Source organism: Poseidonibacter sp. (assembly GCF_041821165.1).
Lineage (GTDB): Bacteria > Campylobacterota > Campylobacteria > Campylobacterales > Arcobacteraceae > Poseidonibacter.
Window position 1 is genome coordinate 1 of sequence record NZ_JBGUES010000001.1, and the last position, 19405, is coordinate 19405.

Annotated in this window: 15 protein-coding genes; 7 read left to right on the forward strand and 8 right to left on the reverse strand. The window is 25.0% G+C overall.

Annotation, left to right across the window (positions count from 1 at the left end; genetic code table 11):
• Positions 1 to 73: 73 nt before the first annotated feature.
• The 4 genes from ACERKK_RS00005 to ACERKK_RS00020 all read right to left on the reverse strand — a co-directional run bounded on the left by ACERKK_RS00005 (position 74) and on the right by ACERKK_RS00020 (position 6454).
• Positions 74 to 3220 (reverse strand): efflux RND transporter permease subunit, encoded by a 3147-nt coding sequence (locus ACERKK_RS00005; protein WP_373771006.1) that lies wholly within the window; start codon positions 3218 to 3220, stop codon positions 74 to 76.
• A gap of 9 nt (positions 3221 to 3229) precedes the next feature.
• Positions 3230 to 4357 carry an efflux RND transporter periplasmic adaptor subunit gene (locus ACERKK_RS00010; protein ID WP_373771007.1) on the reverse strand — a complete coding sequence of 376 codons (1128 nt, stop codon included), beginning with the start codon at positions 4355 to 4357 and terminating at the stop codon, positions 3230 to 3232.
• Positions 4358 to 4483: 126 nt separating this feature from the next.
• The gene (locus ACERKK_RS00015) at positions 4484 to 5770 is read right to left on the reverse strand and encodes a 7TM diverse intracellular signaling domain-containing protein (protein WP_373771008.1); all 1287 of its coding nucleotides are present in this window, start codon (positions 5768 to 5770) and stop codon (positions 4484 to 4486) included.
• Positions 5771 to 5773: 3 nt separating this feature from the next.
• The gene (locus ACERKK_RS00020; RefSeq protein ID WP_373771009.1) at positions 5774 to 6454 is read right to left on the reverse strand and encodes a response regulator transcription factor; all 681 of its coding nucleotides are present in this window, start codon (positions 6452 to 6454) and stop codon (positions 5774 to 5776) included.
• Between the two features lie 103 nt (positions 6455 to 6557).
• Here ACERKK_RS00020 and ACERKK_RS00025 point away from each other — a divergent pair, with 103 nt between their 5' ends.
• Together ACERKK_RS00025 and ACERKK_RS00030 are read left to right on the forward strand one after the other, a co-directional pair.
• Positions 6558 to 7451, forward strand: coding sequence for a DMT family transporter (locus tag ACERKK_RS00025; RefSeq protein ID WP_373771010.1), 894 nt, complete (start codon positions 6558 to 6560; stop codon positions 7449 to 7451).
• A gap of 3 nt (positions 7452 to 7454) precedes the next feature.
• Positions 7455 to 8738, forward strand: coding sequence for a tellurium resistance protein TerC (locus ACERKK_RS00030; protein ID WP_373771011.1), 1284 nt, complete (start codon positions 7455 to 7457; stop codon positions 8736 to 8738).
• A gap of 409 nt (positions 8739 to 9147) precedes the next feature.
• Here the strand turns inward: ACERKK_RS00030 and ACERKK_RS00035 are convergent, their stop codons facing one another.
• Entirely contained in the window at positions 9148 to 9708 is a 561-nt protein-coding gene (locus ACERKK_RS00035) for an NlpC/P60 family protein (protein WP_373771012.1), read from the reverse strand.
• A 138-nt stretch (positions 9709 to 9846) separates the two neighbouring features.
• Here ACERKK_RS00035 and ACERKK_RS00040 point away from each other — a divergent pair, with 138 nt between their 5' ends.
• The 4 genes from ACERKK_RS00040 to ACERKK_RS00055 are packed head-to-tail and all read left to right on the forward strand — an operon-like array spanning position 9847 to position 13260.
• Positions 9847 to 10419: a hypothetical protein gene (locus tag ACERKK_RS00040; protein WP_373771013.1), complete on the forward strand. Its 573-nt coding sequence runs from the start codon at positions 9847 to 9849 to the stop codon at positions 10417 to 10419.
• A 36-nt stretch (positions 10420 to 10455) separates the two neighbouring features.
• On the forward strand, positions 10456 to 11946 hold the full coding sequence (locus ACERKK_RS00045; protein ID WP_373771014.1) for a hypothetical protein: 1491 nt from the start codon (positions 10456 to 10458) through the stop codon (positions 11944 to 11946).
• Positions 11939 to 12883 carry a glycosyltransferase gene (locus tag ACERKK_RS00050; protein ID WP_373771015.1) on the forward strand — a complete coding sequence of 315 codons (945 nt, stop codon included), beginning with the start codon at positions 11939 to 11941 and terminating at the stop codon, positions 12881 to 12883. Before ACERKK_RS00045 ends, ACERKK_RS00050 begins: the two co-directional genes overlap by 8 nt.
• Positions 12880 to 13260: a GtrA family protein gene (locus tag ACERKK_RS00055; RefSeq protein ID WP_373771016.1), complete on the forward strand. Its 381-nt coding sequence runs from the start codon at positions 12880 to 12882 to the stop codon at positions 13258 to 13260. Before ACERKK_RS00050 ends, ACERKK_RS00055 begins: the two co-directional genes overlap by 4 nt.
• Here the strand turns inward: ACERKK_RS00055 and ACERKK_RS00060 are convergent.
• On the reverse strand, positions 13251 to 15005 hold the full coding sequence (locus tag ACERKK_RS00060; RefSeq protein ID WP_373771017.1) for an LTA synthase family protein: 1755 nt from the start codon (positions 15003 to 15005) through the stop codon (positions 13251 to 13253). The two genes, ACERKK_RS00055 and ACERKK_RS00060, sit on opposite strands and share 10 nt — an antisense overlap.
• A gap of 69 nt (positions 15006 to 15074) precedes the next feature.
• On the opposite strand from ACERKK_RS00060, the gene ACERKK_RS00065 reads away from it, so the two are divergent.
• Complete coding sequence (locus tag ACERKK_RS00065) at positions 15075 to 16223, forward strand: MFS transporter (RefSeq protein ID WP_373771018.1); 1149 nt, start codon at positions 15075 to 15077, stop codon at positions 16221 to 16223.
• Here ACERKK_RS00065 and ACERKK_RS00070 read toward each other — a convergent pair whose 3' ends face one another.
• Together ACERKK_RS00070 and alaS are read right to left on the reverse strand one after the other, a co-directional pair.
• Positions 16224 to 16703 (reverse strand): hypothetical protein, encoded by a 480-nt coding sequence (locus ACERKK_RS00070; protein ID WP_373771019.1) that lies wholly within the window; start codon positions 16701 to 16703, stop codon positions 16224 to 16226.
• Entirely contained in the window at positions 16703 to 19261 is a 2559-nt protein-coding gene (gene alaS / locus ACERKK_RS00075) for an alanine--tRNA ligase (RefSeq protein ID WP_373771020.1), read from the reverse strand. The genes ACERKK_RS00070 and alaS overlap by 1 nt, the downstream gene beginning before the upstream one ends.
• Between the last annotated feature and the right edge of the window lie 144 nt (positions 19262 to 19405).

A 19405-nucleotide genomic window follows, 5' to 3' on the forward strand; every position in this document is an offset into this window, starting at 1 on the left:
CTCTTTTGCACTTAGTGTTGAATACAATGTTATTGCACAAATTAAAGAAATTGTTTTTTTCATTTTTATATTTTTAAGCATTTTCTTCTACCTTTGCTAGTTTATTTTTTCTTTCTCTTAATCTTTGAAGAATTACAAATAATATAGGAGTAAAAAACAGTGTTAAAATTGTTGACATAATCATTCCACCAAATACAGCCGTACCTAATGATTGTCTTGAAACTGCTCCTGCACCACTTGCAAATACTAATGGTAATATTCCTAATAAAAATGAAAATATTGTCATTAAAATTGCTCTAAGTCTTAAAACAGATGCTTGTATTGCAGAATTTACAATACTTTCTCCTTTTTCTCTTAACTCTTTAGCAAATTCAATAATTAAAATTGCATTTTTACAAGACATACCTATTAGTAAGACTAATCCTATTTGAGTATAGGTATTGTTTAATAAACCTGCAAACATATTAGCACCAAGTGCTCCAAACATAACAGCAGGAATTGGTAGCATAATCATTAATGGCATCATCCATGATTCATATTGTGCAGCAAGGAATAAAAATACCATTATTATTGATAAAGCAAAAATATAAACAGCTGCATTACCTGCTTCTTTTTCTTGTAAACTCATACCTGAAAATTCATATCCAACAGAAGAGGGTAAGGTATCCTTAGCTATTTGTTCTAGTGCATTCATGGCATCACCTGAACTATATCCTTCTTTTATATTATGAATACCATTTATTGCAATACTTTGATAAGAGTTAAAGTGAGTAATTGTATTTACACCACTTATTTGTTTTATTTGAACAATTGTACTTAGTGGTACATTTTCTCCATCTTTATTTTGAACAAAATAGTTACTTATTGAAGTTTTATTTGCTCTATAATTTTGATCTGCTTGAATAAATACTCTATATGTTTTTCCATACTTATTAAAATCATTTACATATAAAGAACCTAAATATGTTTGAAGTGTAGAAAAAACATCATTTAGTTTAATATTTAAAGAAGATACTTTATCTCTATTTATATCAACAAAATATTGAGGATAAGCACTATTAAATGAAGTATAAGCCATCATAATAGATTTATCTTGATTTAATTTTGAAATAAATTCTTTAGAATAAGCTTCAAACTCATTAATTGGCATATTTGTTAGATTCTGAAGTTTTAATTCAAATCCCCCAACAGCAGAAAGTCCAGGAATTGAAGGCATATTAAATACTCTTACATTTGCATCATTTATTTGCTCATTTGTCTGTTTTGTTATTGAATCTGTAATTTCTTTTATTGATTTTTCAACACTTGTTCTTTTTTCCCAATCTTCTAAAACTATAAAAATTGTTGATGTTGATGAATCAAGAGCTCCTGTGATAATACTAAAACCAGTAATACTTATAACATCTTGTACACCATTTGTATTTTTTATAATTTCACTTACTCTTTTTGTAACATCTTCACTTAAACTAAGAGTTGAACCAGCTTGTAGTGAAACAGATGCAAGAAGTGTACCTTGGTCTTCATTTGGTATAAAACCAGTTGGTAAAACTTTAAAAGTGAAATAAGTACAAGCTAATAATAAAGCATAAATCATAACAGCTACATACCAAAACTTGATGATTTTATTTAGCATTTTTTCATAAACTTTTTTAAATGAATCTAAGGCATTATCAAAAGCTGTAAAAATAAAATTCTTTTTTTCTTGTTCTTTTTTTCTTTTTAAAATTGTTGCACATAATGCTGGTGAAAGTGTTAATGCACTAATTGATGAAATAATAACAGCAAAAGCAATAGTAAGTGCAAACTGTTGATATAAAGCACCAGAAATTCCAGGAATAAACGTAACAGGAATAAATACAGCAAGTAATACTAAAGTAGTTGATATAACAGGTGCAAACACTTCTTTCATAGCAAGTGTAGTTGCTTCTTTTAAAGTAATATCTGGATTTTTTGCTAAATTTGTTTCAACATTTTCAACAACAATAATAGCATCATCAACAACAATACCAATAGCTAAAATAAGACCAAATAATGTTAATGTATTAATAGAAAAATTCATAGCTAATAATAGAGCAAAAGTACCAATTAAAGATACAGGAATTGCAATAGCTGGAATTATTGTAGTTCTAAAAGATTGTAAGAAAAAGTATACTACTAATAATACAAGAACTAATGCCTGAAATAAAGTAACAATAACTTCTTTTATTGATACTTCAACAAACTTAGTTGTATCATAAGTTGCTTCAACACTTAAACCTTGTGGGAATCTTTTTGATAAACTATCAATTTTTTCTTGAACTTTTTTTGCTACATCTAAGGCATTTGCTCCTGGTAATTGATATATTCCTAGAAGTGCAGTTGGTTTATTATTTAAAGCAGCACTCCATGAATAATTTTCAGCTCCAAGTTCAACTCTTGATATATCTTTTAATCTAACTTTACTTCCATCTTTATTCTCTTTTATAATAATCTCTTCAAACTCTTTTTGTGAAGAAAGTCTTGTTTTAGATGTAAGTGTATACTGAAATTTATTTGTAGCATTTGATGGTGAACTACCAATTGTTCCAAGAGCAGCTTGTAAGTTTTGCTCTTTTATAGCACTTGTTATTTGATTAATTGTTAGATTATAGTTTGATAATTTATCAGGGTTAATCCATATTCTCATTGAATACTTTCTTTCCCCTAAATTTGAAACATCACCAACTCCATCAATTCTTTTTAACTCTTCTGCAATATTTAAACTAGCAAAATTTGATAAAAATAAAGAATCATGAAGTTCATTTGTAGATTTTACAGTTAAAATCTGTACCATAGAGGTAGACTTCTTCTTTGTAGTAACACCTTGTTGTTTTACACTATCAGGTAAACTAGGACTTGCAAGACTTACTCTATTTTGTACATCAATAGCAGCTGTATTTAAATCATATCCTGTTTCAAAATAAAGATTTATATTTGAACTTCCATCAGATGATGAGGTAGAATCCATATAAATCATACCCTCAACGCCATTTAGTTGTTCTTCTAAAACAGTAGTTACAGAACTTTCAACTACTTGAGCACTTCCTCCTGTATATTTTGCACTAACTGATATTGTAGGAGGTGTAATTTGTGGAAATTGAGCAACTGGAAGAACATATAAAGCTATCATTCCTACTATTATAATAAATAGTGAAATTACTTTTGCAAATATTGGTCTTTTTATAAAAAATATTGAAAACATAAGATTATCCTATTTTTTAATTGGGTTTGATATTTCAGTTGCATCTACTAAAATATTGTTTCTAAGTTTTGTAATATTACTTACTACTACTTTATCACCTTGTTTTAAACCATCTTTGATAATTGCAATATCTTTATTGCTATATGAAATTGTGATTTGCTTTGTTTGGATTTTATTATTTTCATCTACAATATATACAAATGAACCAATTTGATTTTGTCCAATATTATTTGGATGAACAGCAAGAACTGGAATCTCATCACTTATAAATAGTTTAATTTCTACAAAAGTTCCTGCAAATATTAGATTGTCTTTATTATTTATTTTTGCTCTCATAAAAACTGTACCTGTTGTTTCATTTGATGTATTATCAATAAAATCAATTTTTCCATCAAGCTCAAAATCATCATTGCTATTTTCAAGTTTAATTTTTACTATTGGTTTTTCTTTTGATTTGTATTTATTTATTAAAGATACTTCTCTTGCACTTGGATTAAAGTTTGCATATAAAAAACTAGAATCTACTATTTTTGCTAAGTTTGTTGAAGAAGCATTTACTTGATTTCCAACATCAACTAAAGATTTACCAATTTGTCCATCTATTGGGGCTTTAATATTTGTATATTCAACATCTAGCAATGCTTGTTTAATACTTGCTAAATCAGCATGAACAACTGCTTCATTTTGTTTTTTAATAGCTTGTAATTCATCAAGTTTTTCACGTGGAGCTAAACCTTTTTCAACAAGAGGTTTATATCTATTTAAATTTGCAATTGCAAGATTTAAGCTTGCTTTATTTTTTTCTAAACTTGCATTTTTTTGTTCTAAAATAGCTTTATACTGACTATCATCAAGTTTAAATAAATCTTGACCTTTTTTAACACTTTCTCCTGCTTTAAAAAAAATCTCTTTTAATTCGCCATTTACTCGTGATGTAATTTCTACATTTTTAAAAGCTTCAGTTTTTCCTGAAAAATCTACCCAAATTGGATAGGTTTCATTTTGTAATGTATATACATTGACAGCAACTTTTTTTATCTCTTCTTTTATAACTTTCTCTTCTTTTTTATCACATGCTGTAAAAAGAAGTGTTAAACATAATATTAATGATGTAGATATTGATTTTTTTAAAAACATAGGAATCCTTTTATAAATAGCTTAAAAAATAATTTATATTACCATTATATTTTAATCTAACTAGATTCTAACTAATAATTGTGTTGCATTGGTGTTACTTTATAAAAAGTTTTGTATTTAAAAAAGTTAAAACTTAATTATAAACTCAACACCATCTTTTGTATTTATAGCTATTATTGAAGCATTCATATTTTTTTCTAAAATCATTTTACTCATATAAAGACCAAGACCAGTTCCTTGATGTTTATCTTTAGTAGTAAAATAAGGCTCAAATATCTTTTCAATAATATCTTTTGCTATTCCATTTGCATTATCTTTTACTATAATAGTATTTATATCTATTACAATATTAATTTTTGGTTTTATTATTTGATTAAAAATCAAAGCATCTTTTGCATTTTGAAGAAGATTTAAAATAACTTGAGATAACTCTTTTGGAAATGAGTTTAATTTAAAATCCTCAATTATTTCAATTTTTAAATTTATATTATTTGATTTTAGTGTAGGTTTTATGATATTTGATGCATTTAAAATCATACTTGATACATAAAACTCCTCTTTTTGTTTATCTTTTTTATAAAAATTAGTAAAATCATCAATAGTTTCAGACATATATTCAAGTTGAATTTGACTTTGTTCTAGTTTTTCTAATAAATATTTTTCATCTTTATACTTATCCATAATATGAATTTGCATATTTATAATTAGTGATGCGATTCTATTTAGTGGTTGTCTCCATTGATGAGAAATATTAGCTAGCATTTCACCCATTGAAGCTAGTCTTGATTGATGAATTAGCATTTTTTCTTTTTCATTTTTTTCAAGTGTTAAAATACTTGTTTTTGCAAATAGAGCAAATGATAGAATTACTGCTTCTAAAATATTTCCTATTTGGCTTAAGTACTCAAAGTGAATAATTTCAATATTAAATATTCTATTTATATCAGTTAAGAGAATAATTACATAATTAACACTCCAAGCAATTACAAAATACTTTGCAAGAACAAAACCTTTTTTATAAACTTTATAGGCTATTAAAACAAAAGCTAAAAATATAAAAGAAAAAGGTATATATTTTATTAGTAGTGAATTATCTGTAATATATAGAAGAAATAAAATTAGAGGAATAATATATGCAGTATATAAAACATATTTATTTATACTTGGATAGTACTTATTTAGATTTAAAAACTCTTTAGCGAATAAAAAAGAGAAAAATATGGCAAATATTGCAATAGGAACAGTGGGAATAAGTAAAACTTCTAAAGTATTAAGTGATAAAAATACAACAGATAAGTGCATAAAAAAATAGTAAAGATATGCTTTTTCTTTATTATAAACATACCAAAGTATATTAAAAAGAAGAATAATAGAAAATATACCTAAGTAAAAACCTAAAAATAAAGAATTCATTATTTATGCTTCTAAAATATTTATTTTGTATCCTAATCCTGATACATTTGATATAGTCTCTTTATTTATTTTATTTCTTAAAGATTTAACTAAAAGTTTAATTGCATTTTTTGAACCTTCATATTCATAAACAGTAGATTCAATTATTTCATAAGTACAAGATGCTGGATAGCTTTTAATAAGTAAGTCTAGTAATGCTCGTTCATTTTTTGATAAAGGAATTATTTCATCTTTTTTTATTAACTCTTTTGTATAAATATCATAAAAAGTATCAATATCAAAATGTCTTTTTGTGATTATTTCATCTTCTAAAAAATCTTCACATTGTTTTAATGCATCATTTAATTTATTAAGACTAATTGGTTTTACTATATATTTTACAAGATGTAAATTTACTGCTTCTAATAAATACTCATTGCTTGTATATGCAGTTGTAATAATAATTTGAACTTTTGAGGATATTTTTCTAATTTTTTTAGCCATATCTATGCCATTTAATTTAGGCATTTGAATATCTGTGATGATAATATCTGGATTATATTTTTCAAAAAACTCTAAACCTTCTTTGCCATTTGCTGCACAATAAAAAGTTTTGCATTTTCTTTTTAAATAAGAACTAATATTTTCTCTTGTAATATCATCATCTTCAATATATAAAATTGTGCTATTTTTTAATTTTTCCATAAATTATTATATCTTATTATCTACTAACACTAGATAAGTACTTATAATAAGTTATATCAAAATTTTATGTATAATACGAAAAAAATCAAAAGAAGTAAAAATAATGAAAAATTATATATTTTTAATGTTAGCAGTTCTTTTCTGGTCTGGAAATTTTGTATTTGGAAGATTAATATCTTCAAGTATTGAACCAATGGAATTATCTTTTTATAGGTGGTTTTTTGTTTTAATATTACTAAGCCCATATATTTTATTACGTTATAAAAATATATATAGTGTATTTAAAGAAAACTATTTAATACTATGTACTTTAGGTGCATTAGGAATAAGTGGATTTAATACTTTTTTATATTTTGGATTACAAACTACAACAGCAACGAATGCTTTATTAATAAATTCAAGTACACCTATTTTTATAATAGTTTTATCAAGTTTGATTTTTGCAAGACAAATAAGCAAAATTCAGTTCTTAGGAGTTATTTTATCAACACTTGGAGTTGTTTTTTTAATCTTAAAAGGTAATATAAATTTATTTTCAAATATAGAGTTTACTCATGGTGATTTATGGGTAATATTAAGTGCTCTTTCTTGGGCCTTATATTGTATTTTATTAAAATATAAACCAATGAAATTAAATCCTTTAGAGTTCTTTTGTTCAATTACTATAATAGGTGTTTTAATTTTATCTGTAATATATACATATCAAGGTTATAGTATTACTAATCTTAATTTTATGAGTAATAATGAAGTCTTATATTCATTAATGTATATAGTGATTTTTCCATCAATATTATCTTTTTATTTTTGGAATAGCGCAACTATTGCAATTGGTGCAAGTAAAGCAGGACAATTTACTCATCTAATGCCAATTTTTGGAGCGATTATCGCTTATTTTTTATTAGATGAGGTTTTACAGTTTTATCATTTAGTTGGAATGTCATTAATCTTTTTAGGGATATATCTAACTTTATTTGTAAGCAAAAGTGAAAAAGTATAGTTTATGTTAAATCAATTATCAGGCATATTAATATTTGTATCATTTTTTTTAAGTATATACTCGTATTTTATAAATAATGATTTTTTAATATATGCAGGATTAAGTGTATGGATTGCATTTTTATTGCTTTTTTTATCTTTGAAAAATATAAAGATGCTTACTACTCTTTTAGTTCTTAGTATGATTGCTTTTTATATATCTTATTTAAATGATTTTACAATTGATTTTAAAAAAGCATTTACAGTAAATCAATATTTATTAACACTTTTAATAGGAGTAGGTTTTTTACGATTAATTGCAAGTCCAAAAAAAGACAAATCACAGATATTACCAAAAGGCAAAGAATCTTTTTTAAAAACATATTTAGGTGTACATCTTTTTGGTTCTGTTATAAATCTATCTTCACTTATTTTAGTTGCTGATAAACTATATAAAAAAGGCCCACTTTCTAATGCTCAAATAATACTTTTAACACGAGCATTTGCAAGTGATGCTTACTGGTCACCATTTTTTGTAGCTTTTGCTGCTGCTATTACTTATGCACCTTTATTATCAACATCTATTATTTTAGTTAATGGATTATTTTTAGCATTGATTGCATTTTTATTTACATATGCTGAGGTTATTAAAAATAAGGATTTACGCATAGATGAATTTCAAGGTTATCCTGTCTCTTTTCAATCATTACTTTTACCATTCTCCCTTGCATTTTTAGTACTTGTAACAAATCACTATTTTCCAAATATAAAAGTGATTATTTTAATAGCGCTTTTTTCTATACTTCTAACACTATTTGTTTTACCAATAAAAAAAGGTTTAAAAAAATCTATTAATATTTTGCAAAACCATATTTTTGAAGAACTACCAAAAATGAAATTAGAAATGTCACTTTTTTTGGTTGCAGGAATGTTTGGAATTTCAATAAGTTCTATTTTATTAGGACTTGATTTATCTTTACCATTTGAAAAGTTTGATTGGTTTATTGCCTCAATTTTATTAGCGATATTTATTTTTTTAGCTTTTATTGGAATTCATCCAATTATAACAATAGCAATAATTGGAGATTTTTTAAGTGGAGTTAATAATACTTTACTTGCAGTTACTTTTTTAATGGCATGGTCAACAACAGTATCGACTTCACCTTTTAGTGGATTAAATCTTACAATTATTGCAAGGTATAATATTGATGGAAAAAGAATATTTAAACTCAATATTGTGTATGTACTAAAAATGTACATTGTTAGCGTATTTTGTTTGTTTATTTTATCAAAGTATTTAAAGTTGTAGTAAAATCATACAATTATCATATAATTAGATTATAATTGTTTCATAAAAGAGGTAGATGCATTCTTACTTGTATCCTTTCTGCTTCCTAAATTATAAATTTGGTGCATCTATTTACTTTTGACATTCATTCATTACATTTAGCCCATTATAATAAAAGTGATTATTTGATACAAATTTATTTTGTTACTAATGAAAAAAGATTTATTTTTTATATCTTTACGTCGCATTTAGGTATATTAAAAATAGACTTTAATTTAAGTAACCATCGCTTTCCCCCTCCTAAAATATATTAGGGCTAATGTAATCTCCTTGTAATTTTAAAAATAGACAGTTTAAAGCTTTAAGTATTTTGTTTATAAGAGTTTTGCTGTATTAGGCCATGGAATTTTTCTATGGCCTTTTTTTTTGATTAATTATCTATGATTCTTCTAGACATCCAGTAATGTTTTTTATAAAAAGGTTTATCAACTTTTGTAAATCTAATTCCTTTTACAGAAGCATGCATAAAATCTCCATTACCCATATAAATTCCAACATGTCTATCTTTTACACCTGTTTTAAAGAATATTAAATCACCTAATTGTAACTCAGATTTTTTAATTTTCTTTCCAACTTTTATTTGTGTCCATGTTGATCTTGGAATTTGAATATCAAGCTTTTCTTTATATATTCTTTGAATAAAAGCAGAACAATCTATTCCTTTTTTAGAATTTCCACCATATACATATTTTACATCTTTCCATTCTGAGTAAAATTCCATAATAGCTTTGTTCATCTCTTCTAAGTCATTTTTATTTGATGATAATTCATCCTCTTTAGTTTTTAACTCTTCTAAAGGTGTTTGCGTAGATACTTGTTTGTATTTATCTGATTGAGTAATTTTATTTTTAATTTCAACTTCTTTTTGAACGCTTGCACAAGCAACAAAAAAAAGACAAAAAGGCAATAAAAAATACATTTTTTTTCTCATATATTAATCTCCAAAAATTAAATTTAACTTATATTATAGCTTAAAGCAAATTAAGTTTTGATTTTTAAAATCTTTGAAAGTACCTATACAAGGGCTTTACAAAATGATATAATATATAAACTTACAAAAGGAGCTCAAATGTTTAGAAACTACATAATATACTTAGTTATATTTATATTTGCAGGCTGTTCTCAAAATTATGATAATAATTTTTTCAAAAATAATGTAATTTACGATAAAAATAAAATTCAATATACTTTTGATTCTTGTACCAATAGCTCATATATTTTAAATACAAAAGATGAAAAATATGGCAAGTTATTTATTGAATATATTAGTTTAGATATTGATTGCCGATGGAATGGCTTAGAGAGAGGTTATTTTGAATATTTATTTAAGCAAACACTTAAAATAAAAGAGTTTAAAGTAATAGAACGATTAGATTATGAAAACTATGAAATATCAACTTTGTTAATTGATAATAAATATTATTTAAATATAATACATTTCTTTATAGTTACAGAAAATACTTTTATTATTGACCAAGAAGGAGTTTTGACAAATGAATTAATAAATAAATTTGATAAAAACTATAAAAATGAATATTTAAATAAAAATAGATATAAATTTGACTATAACAAAAGTCTAGTAAATCTAAATTTTATTAATGCATACTTTTCAAAAGAAATTGAGTATCCAGATAGTAAATAATATAAGCAGAATTTTTATCTGCTTATAAATGGAATCATGATAATATTTTTAATGAAAAATAAATTCTTTTTTAATAAATATATCCACAGTTTAATCCTTCTTATTTCAGCCTTATCATTTTCTATTTCACTTGATATTAGTATGCCTGATGATGGACTAAGACATATTGCTTTTGCGTATAATAAAGATATTATGCACTCTTGGGGCGAGGTTTTCCCTTATTCTTTATTTGGCTCTTATGATCCTTGGTTTATGTGGCATAATTTATTGGCTTTTTTCTCCAATTTTATTCCAATTGAATATGTACATATTCTAATAAATACCTTATCTTTGTTTTTTCTAATGTTATTAATTGCACAATATATAAAAAATGAAATCAAATATGAATTTTCATCTATGTTATATATCGTAGTTATTTCACTTGTATTTTTAACAGCATCAAGATATCTAATGGTAAGACCTGATCTATTATCAGGATTATATGTAATGGCTGCACTTTTACTTAGCAATCGTTTTATATATATTTTTATATTAACAATATTATATGCTCCTTTTTATTACTTGTTTTTTATGTATACAGGCTCTATTGGTTTAGTATATTTAATACAAAAAAAATGGAATGCTTTTTGGGGAGTTTTTTTAGCTTCATGTTTTTCTCTTATACTATTTTTATTACATGATTTAGAAAACTATTTACAAACGGTTATAAATATTTTAACTGATCAAAAACTGCGAATGGGACTTGAAGTAGGTGAGGGTAAGGCCTTATTCTCTTTTTTATCAAATGTTAATTATTTTGTATTATTAGCTGTGTTTTTAGGTATTTCAAGTTATATAATTTATAAAAACTATAAATATTTTAAATCAAATAATATTGCACTGTTTTTACTAATAACATCAATTTTATGGGTAAATCAAGCTAGATATTTTTATCTATTCTTACCTTTATTTGTAATCTATTTTTTATCAATAATTTTAAATGCAAATAAAAAAAGCTTTTTTTATAACTTAAGAAAAAAGTATTTATTTATGATAAAAAATGTTAATTATGCAAAAAAATCAATGATTTTTTATCTTATTGCTATTCCTTATTGTATTGCAGTTTTTTCTTATGTTTATAATGGAAAATCTTTAAATAAAGAGATAAATGAAGCTGTTTTTTTTAAAGATAAAGCTTTTGATAATAAAACAATATTATCAAATAGATTACATGAAGATATGTATAGAGCAGTTTATTTAAATCCTAAAATTCATTTTGTTCCAAGTTGTAGTGTTGGTTGGTTTTCAAATGAGAATGAAAATATAAAAGATATTTACATAAGAATGCAAAAAGAGGAGGGGATTAGTGAACTTGAATTATCTAAATTAGTAAAATATGTAAATGCTGATATCTATATTCACTATCTTAGAAATGATAAACAAGTATTAAATTTTGAAAAATTAAATAATTTGGGAATAATTCCTTTATCTATTTATCATAATCGAATAATTTTTAAAATAAAAAAAGAGATGAAAAACAATGAATAACACTAATCCAAATATTGCAGTTATTCTTCCTGCTTTTAATGAAGAAAAAACTATAAAAGATACAATACTTAGTTTTTTTAAAGAATTACCAACATCAAATATAGTAGTAATAGATAATAACTCATCTGATAAAACTTCTTTAATAGTGAAAGATGTATTTGAAGAGTTTGATATAAATGGAACACTTTTACATGAAAACAGACAAGGTAAAGGAAATGCTGTTCGATTAGCTTTTAATAAAATTGATGCTGATGTATATATTATGGCTGATGCTGATATGACTTATCCTGCAAATGAAGTGCATAAACTTATATCATCTGTTTTAGAAAACAATGTTGATATGTGTGTTGGAGATAGACTTAGTTTAGGTGACTATAAAAAAGAGAATAGCAGAGCCTTTCATAACTTTGGAAACACCTTAGTTCAAAAATTAGTAAATAAACTATTTAAAGCAAAGATAACTGATATTATGAGTGGGTATAGAGCTTTTAGTAAAAAATTTGTAAAAAACTATCCTATTTTAGTTGAAGGTTTTGAATTAGAAACAGATATGACTTTACATGCTTTAGATAAAAGATTTAAAATAGAAGAAGTATGTATAAGTTATAAAGATAGACCAGAAGGAAGTTTTTCAAAACTAAATACCTTTAATGATGGTTTTAAAGTGATATTTACAATTTTTCAAATTTTTAGATATTACAGACCTTTTGTATTTTTCTTTTCTTTAACAATTCTTTTTGCACTTTTATCTCTAATTAGTGCTATACCTGTTTTTGATGATTGGCTTACATATAAATATATTTATCATGTTCCCTTAGCTATTTTAGCAACTGGTTTGGGTTTAATTAGTATTATCTTTTTTGCTTTAGGAATAATACTAGACTCAATTGCTCATAATAATAAATTAGAATTTGAACAAAGAATATTAGACTTTTGAAACAGTTTATAAAATTCGGTTTTATAGGAGGTATTGGCTTTTTAGTTGATGCTTCAATTCTTTTATTTTTAGTACATAAATTAAATATGGATATTAATATTTCAAGAGTTTTTTCATTTCTTTTTGCAGTTTTAGTTACTTGGCTTTTAAATAGAAAATTTACTTTTTCCTTAAATAGTAAATATAAAAAAAGAAAAGAGTATATTTATTATATGAGTATTCAAACTATTGGTGCTTTGTTAAATTATACTATTTTCATTTCTTTAGTTTATTCATATAAAGTATTCCAAGAGTATTTAATTTTACCTCTTGCAATTGCCTCAATTATTGTAATGTTTTTTAATTTTTTTATGATTAGAAATAAGATTTATAATTGAGTGATACTTATTTCATTAAACTCTTTTTTTTCTCTTTGAATTCTCATGTAATTAATTTTATTTAAAACTTCTTCATTTTGTTCATCTTCAATAATCTTTGTATTATCGCCATTTAGTTTTATATTAAAAATCTTATTTTCATTAAATACACTAATAATACCTCTTTGATCTCCTCTTCTATGTATGATATATTTTGGATTTGTTTTAGAAGAAATAAAATCTCCATTCCATATAGATGTACAACTTTGCTCTAATACATAATTTTTAATAGAATTATAAATATCAACTTGTTGAAAAGCTTGAAGATTTACTTCTTTTTGTTTTTTATTATCTACTAAAATCATAGGAACAAAAGCAGGAGCTTTATATATGCCATGTTTAATAACTTGTTCTTTTCTTATTGGAATCACTGGATGATGATCTCCTACAATAATTAATAATCCATCTTTAAAAAAGTTCATTTCATTTAATTTATTATAAAAATTTCCAATTTGTTTATCTACATATCTTATTGTTTCTTCTTCTGAACGATTTTCATTTTCAGGATTTATAAAAGGTGCATGAGAACTTACAGTTTTTATAAATAAGAAGTATTTTCCTTCTTGTTTAGAAACTCTTTTTAATACACGTTGATATAAAAATTCATCTCCTGCTGCATTAAAGTGAAATCTTTTTTTATCAGAATATAGTTTTTGTTCACTTCCTTCAATATGTTTAAATCCAATACTCTTTGCCCATAAGCCTGTATTTGAAAATTCTAAATCAGAAGAAGTAATAAATTCTGTTTGATAATCCTCTTTATTTAAAATATCAGCTAAAGAATCTTTGATATTATAAAAACCACTAAATGAAACGCCACCTCCATTTGAAAAAGAGCTAGAAGCATATATTGGAAATTTACCTGTTAGGATTGAAATCTCTGCATCTTCTGTAACAAATCCATTTGCATAAAAATTTTTAAAACTAATATTTTCTTTTGCAATTTTATCAAGTTGGGGAGTCCAATTTTTGATATTTGAAAAATATTCACTTTGATATGAGGCTAATGATTCAACCATTAAAACTATAATATTTTTATTATTTTTTTCACTTTTAATACATTGTTGATTATGATTTACTGATAGGTTTTTTTTGAAATCATTTGAGTATTTATTAGATTGTTCAATAATATCGTAGTTATATTCAATAAAATTTTTATATAACCAAGAATGAATATAACGACCATTATCAGCAAATAAGAAAAGAGTAAAACATAAAACAATTGAAGTTAAATAAGTATAGTGACTTCTTTTATTTTGAATTTGATAATTTTTGAAAATAAATATTAAAATTAAAACTATTGTAATCAAAGAAGCTAAGATAATAAGTATATTAAGAGAATATAATTGTTGTATATATTTAGGAGCGTAAGTTATATATTTTATAATATCACCTAAGATTAGGTGAGTAGCAAAGCTATTTAGAACAAATAAATCAATTATGTAAAGTAAAAAAATCACTAGAGCAAATAGTCGTAAAACAATGGCTATATAATATTTAATAAACTTCAAATATGAAATATATATAAATAAAATGATTAAGAAATAAATGATTGAATCATGTGCTAAAGTTTGAAATATACGATAAAATAAACTCTCTTCATGATTTATAAAAAAAAAGTTAATTATTAGTAGTTTAAATAAAACTGGAATTAGTAAAATTTCTAAAAGTAAAAATCCAATAAGTTTTGAGTTGAATATATTCATAAAGTTCCTATAATTTAAAGTATTATAGCTAAGTTATATTTATTTCAAGAAATACGATATAATTCAAAAATGAAAAAATTAGACTTATTTATTATTATTTATTCAATAATTATTATACTTTCAGTTATGTATGCAACACAACCTTTGCAACCATTATTAGCGCAAAAATTTGATATCTCAATTACAAAAGCATCTCAATTTACAGCTGTAATTATGTTCTTTCTTGCAATATCACCAATTGTTTATGGGTATATTTTAGAAAAAGTTTGTGCTAAAAAAATGCTTATTATTGCATCTTTTATTCTTTTAGTTACAAATATATTTTTAGCAATGTCAACTACTTATGAATCATTTTTTACTTTTAGAATTATTGAGGCTTTAGTAATACCTGCAATATTAACAGCACTTATGAGTATATTAGCAAATACAAATAAAGAAAATATAAAATTTAATATGTCAATTTATGTGGCATCAACAGTTTTAGGTGGTCTTGTTGGAAGAATATTTTCAGGGTTTATTGCAACATATTTTTCTTATGAGTTTGTATTTTATTCACTTTCTCTTGGACTATCTATATCTTTGATTTTAATACAAAAATTATCTTATGAAGGTGATGCAAAAGTTGTTAAACCTAAGTTAAATGATATTGTGACTATTTTAAAAGATAAAAGGTTTTTATTAGTATATTTTCTAATGTTTTGTATGTTCTTCGTATTTGCTGGCGTTTTAAATGTACTACCTTTTAGAGTAAAAGATATATCAAGTAATGTTACAGAATTTCAAATAAGTCTTTTATACCTAGGTTATGGAATGGGAATCCTTGTATCTTTATTTTCAAAAAAAATCATTGCATTTTTTAAAAATGAAATAAATACTATTTTAGCTGGTGTTTGTTTTTTCTTATTTATTACATTTTTTCTAGTTACTCAAGATATTGTAATATTATTTGTAATGTTGTTTTTATTTTGTATAGGAATGTTTACTGTTCACACTGTAAGTACAGGTTTAGCAAACTCTTTAAAAGATGAACAAAAATCTTTAACTTCTGGAATGTATTTAAGTTTTTATTATATTGGAGGGGCAAGTGGAAGTATTATTCCTTCTATAATTTATGATTATTATGGTTGGAATATAATGATTTACTCTTTAATATTTATACTTTCTATTGTATTGTTTGTAAGTTTTAAAAATAGAGCTTTATTTTTAAAAGAGGGTTAATTAAAACCCTCTAAGTGTTACACCTAAATAAATAGCAATTATTCCTAATGCGATATTTAAAGGTATAAAATATTTAGCAATTGGCGCTAATTGTGCTTTTGTAGTAATATAATCACCTAAAAGAAAAGCTTTTTGGGCTTTATTTCTTTTAATATAAATACTTATAAAAACTATTGTCATAATAGTCCAAATAATCTCTTTTGCAATAACAACACTATATATTGGTGTTCCTTTAAACCCTAAAGCAATTATCATAATAATAGCAGTGATTAAAAGTATTACAATACAAGGAATTACAATATTAAAAAATGTTTTTAAAAATTGTAATGTTCTTTCAATTTTGATTTTTGGTTCAGCTATATCTTGAACTGAAGGATGAACTGCAAATCTAAGTGCAATCATTCCTCCAACCCAAATCACAGCTGAAATTACGTGTAAAAATATTATTGGTGCAGAAGAACTTTGGAAGAATTCTGTCATTATTTTAAATTTTCTTGTGCAAAAGTTAAGGCAGCTGTTTTAGCCTCTTCAATTTTACTTACATCTTTTCCACCAGCTTGAGCGAAGTCAGGTCTTCCACCACCTCCACCACCAACGATTGGAGCAATTGCTTTAATCCAATCACCAGCTTTAATACTTGTGTTTTTGCTTCCAGCAACTAACATAACTTTGTCACCTTTTGCTTGAAGTAATAATACAGCAACTTTTTCATTTGCATTTTTTAAATCATCAACAATTTTTTTAATATCACCATTTGATACTACATCAACAACAATTTTTGTATCACCAATCATTGATTCTGAAATAGGAGATTGTGATTGGCTTTGAGCTTCAACTAATTCATTTTTTAATGTTTTAATTTGATCTTTTAATTTTTTAATACCTGCAATTGCATCATTATTTTTTAATTCAGATTGAATTTCATTCATACTAGAAATAATCTCTTTAGTATAAGAAATAGCAGAAGCACCACATACAGCTTCGATTCTTCTAACTCCTGCACTTACACCACTTTCTTTTATGATATAGAAACTACCAATATCACTAGTATTTTTAACATGAGTTCCACCACAGAATTCAACTGAAACATCAGCAAAATTTACAACTCTTACTGTATCACCATATTTTTCACCAAACATTGCAATAGCACCAGATTTTTTTGCTTCTTCAATTGGTAATTCTTGGATATCTCCTGAAATTCCTCTTGCAATCATAGAGTTTACTAAATCTTCAACTTCTTCAATTTGTTCATTACTCATAGCTTTTGGATATGTAAAGTCAAATCTTAATCTGTTGGCATCATTTAAACTACCAGCTTGAGAAACAGTATCACCTAAAACCATTTTTAAAGCAGATTGTAAAAGGTGAGTAGCACTATGATGTTTAGATATTTCATTTCTATTTACAACAATAGCTTCAACTTTTTCACCTTTTCTTAAATTTAATGATTCAATATTTACTTTTGATAAATTAAGACCAAAGAATTTTTGTGTATCTTCAATCATTGCAATATGTTTATTATCTTCTAATGCACCTATATCACCAGATTGTCCACCTGATGTTGCATAAAATGGAGTTTTATCAAGCATAACCCAACCACTTGAACCTTTTTCTAAAGTTTCAACTTCTTTATAGTTTTCATCTAATAAAGCTAAAATAGTACTTTTAGAAGCAGTATTTTCATAACCGATAAATTCATTTTCACCATATTTTTCAAGTAATTGTTTAAAATCACCTTCAGCAGCAGTATCTCCACTACCTTTCCAAGCAGCTTTTGCTTTTGCTTTTTGTTCACTCATAAGTTCATCAAATTTAGCACTATCTACTTTTAAATTTTTATCTCTTAACATATCTTCTGTTAAGTCTAATGGGAATCCATAAGTATCATATAGTTTAAATGCAACTTCACCAGAGAAAACTTCTTTTGTATTTTTTAATTCATCATTAAAAATATTCATACCTAAATCAATAGTTTTAAAGAATCTTTCTTCTTCAAGTGTTAATTGTTCTTTAATATAGTTTGCTTTTTCAACTAGTTCTGTATAGTGAGAACCTAAAATATCTGCTAATGTATCAAATAGTTTTGCTAAGAATGGTTTTCTAAATCCTAAAAGGTAACCATGTCTAACAGCTCTTCTTAAAATTCTTCTACATACATAAGGTCTTCCTTCGTTTCCAAAAAGAATACCTTGAGATAACATAAATGATGTTGCTCTTAAATGATCAGCTATAACTCTATATGAACCAATAGTTTCTTTAGTAGTTTTTTTCTTACTTAATTCTTCTAATTTTTTGATAATTGGTTGGAAGTTTGATGAATCAAAGTTGTTAAAAACACCTTCTTTAATAGCAATAACTCTTTCAAGTCCCATTCCTGTATCAATTGATGGTTTTGGTAAAGGATTAAGTTTTCCACTTGCATCTCTTTCATATTGCATAAATACTAGGTTCCAAATTTCTAAGAATCTATCACCTTCTCCACCTAAGTAATCTTCATCTGTACTAAAGTTTTCTTCACCTTGGTCATAGAAAATTTCAGAACAAGGTCCACAAGCACCTGTATCACCCATTGACCAGAAATTATCTTTATCTCCAAATCTTTTGATTCTTGAAGCATCAATATGTTTTTGCCATAATTCATATGCTTCATCATCACTTTCATGAATAGTAACCCATAATTTTTCAATTGGTAATTCAAGATTTTTTGTAATAAATTCCCATGCGTAAGCTATTGCATCTTCTTTAAAATAATCACCAAAAGAGAAATTTCCTAACATCTCAAATAGTGTATGATGACGTGCAGTATAACCTACATTTTCAAGGTCATTATGCTTACCACCAGCTCTAACACAAAGTTGACAAGTAGTAGCAGTTGGATTTTCAGGTCTTGGAATAGCACCTGTAAAAACATCTTTAAACTGTACCATTCCGGCATTTGTAAACATAAGTGTTGGATCATCTGGCACTAGTGGCATTGATGAAATAACATCATGTCCTTTACTTTTAAAAAACTCTAAATACTCTTTTCTAATATCCATAAAATCATCCATTTTAAATTTAATTTAGATATTTTATCCAAAAATTAATTTAGGCAAGATTAGTAACTCTTTATTTAAAAGTAATATAAAACTTAATTTAAGTTTTTTAAAGATATAATCTATAAGTTTAATTTAAAATTATTC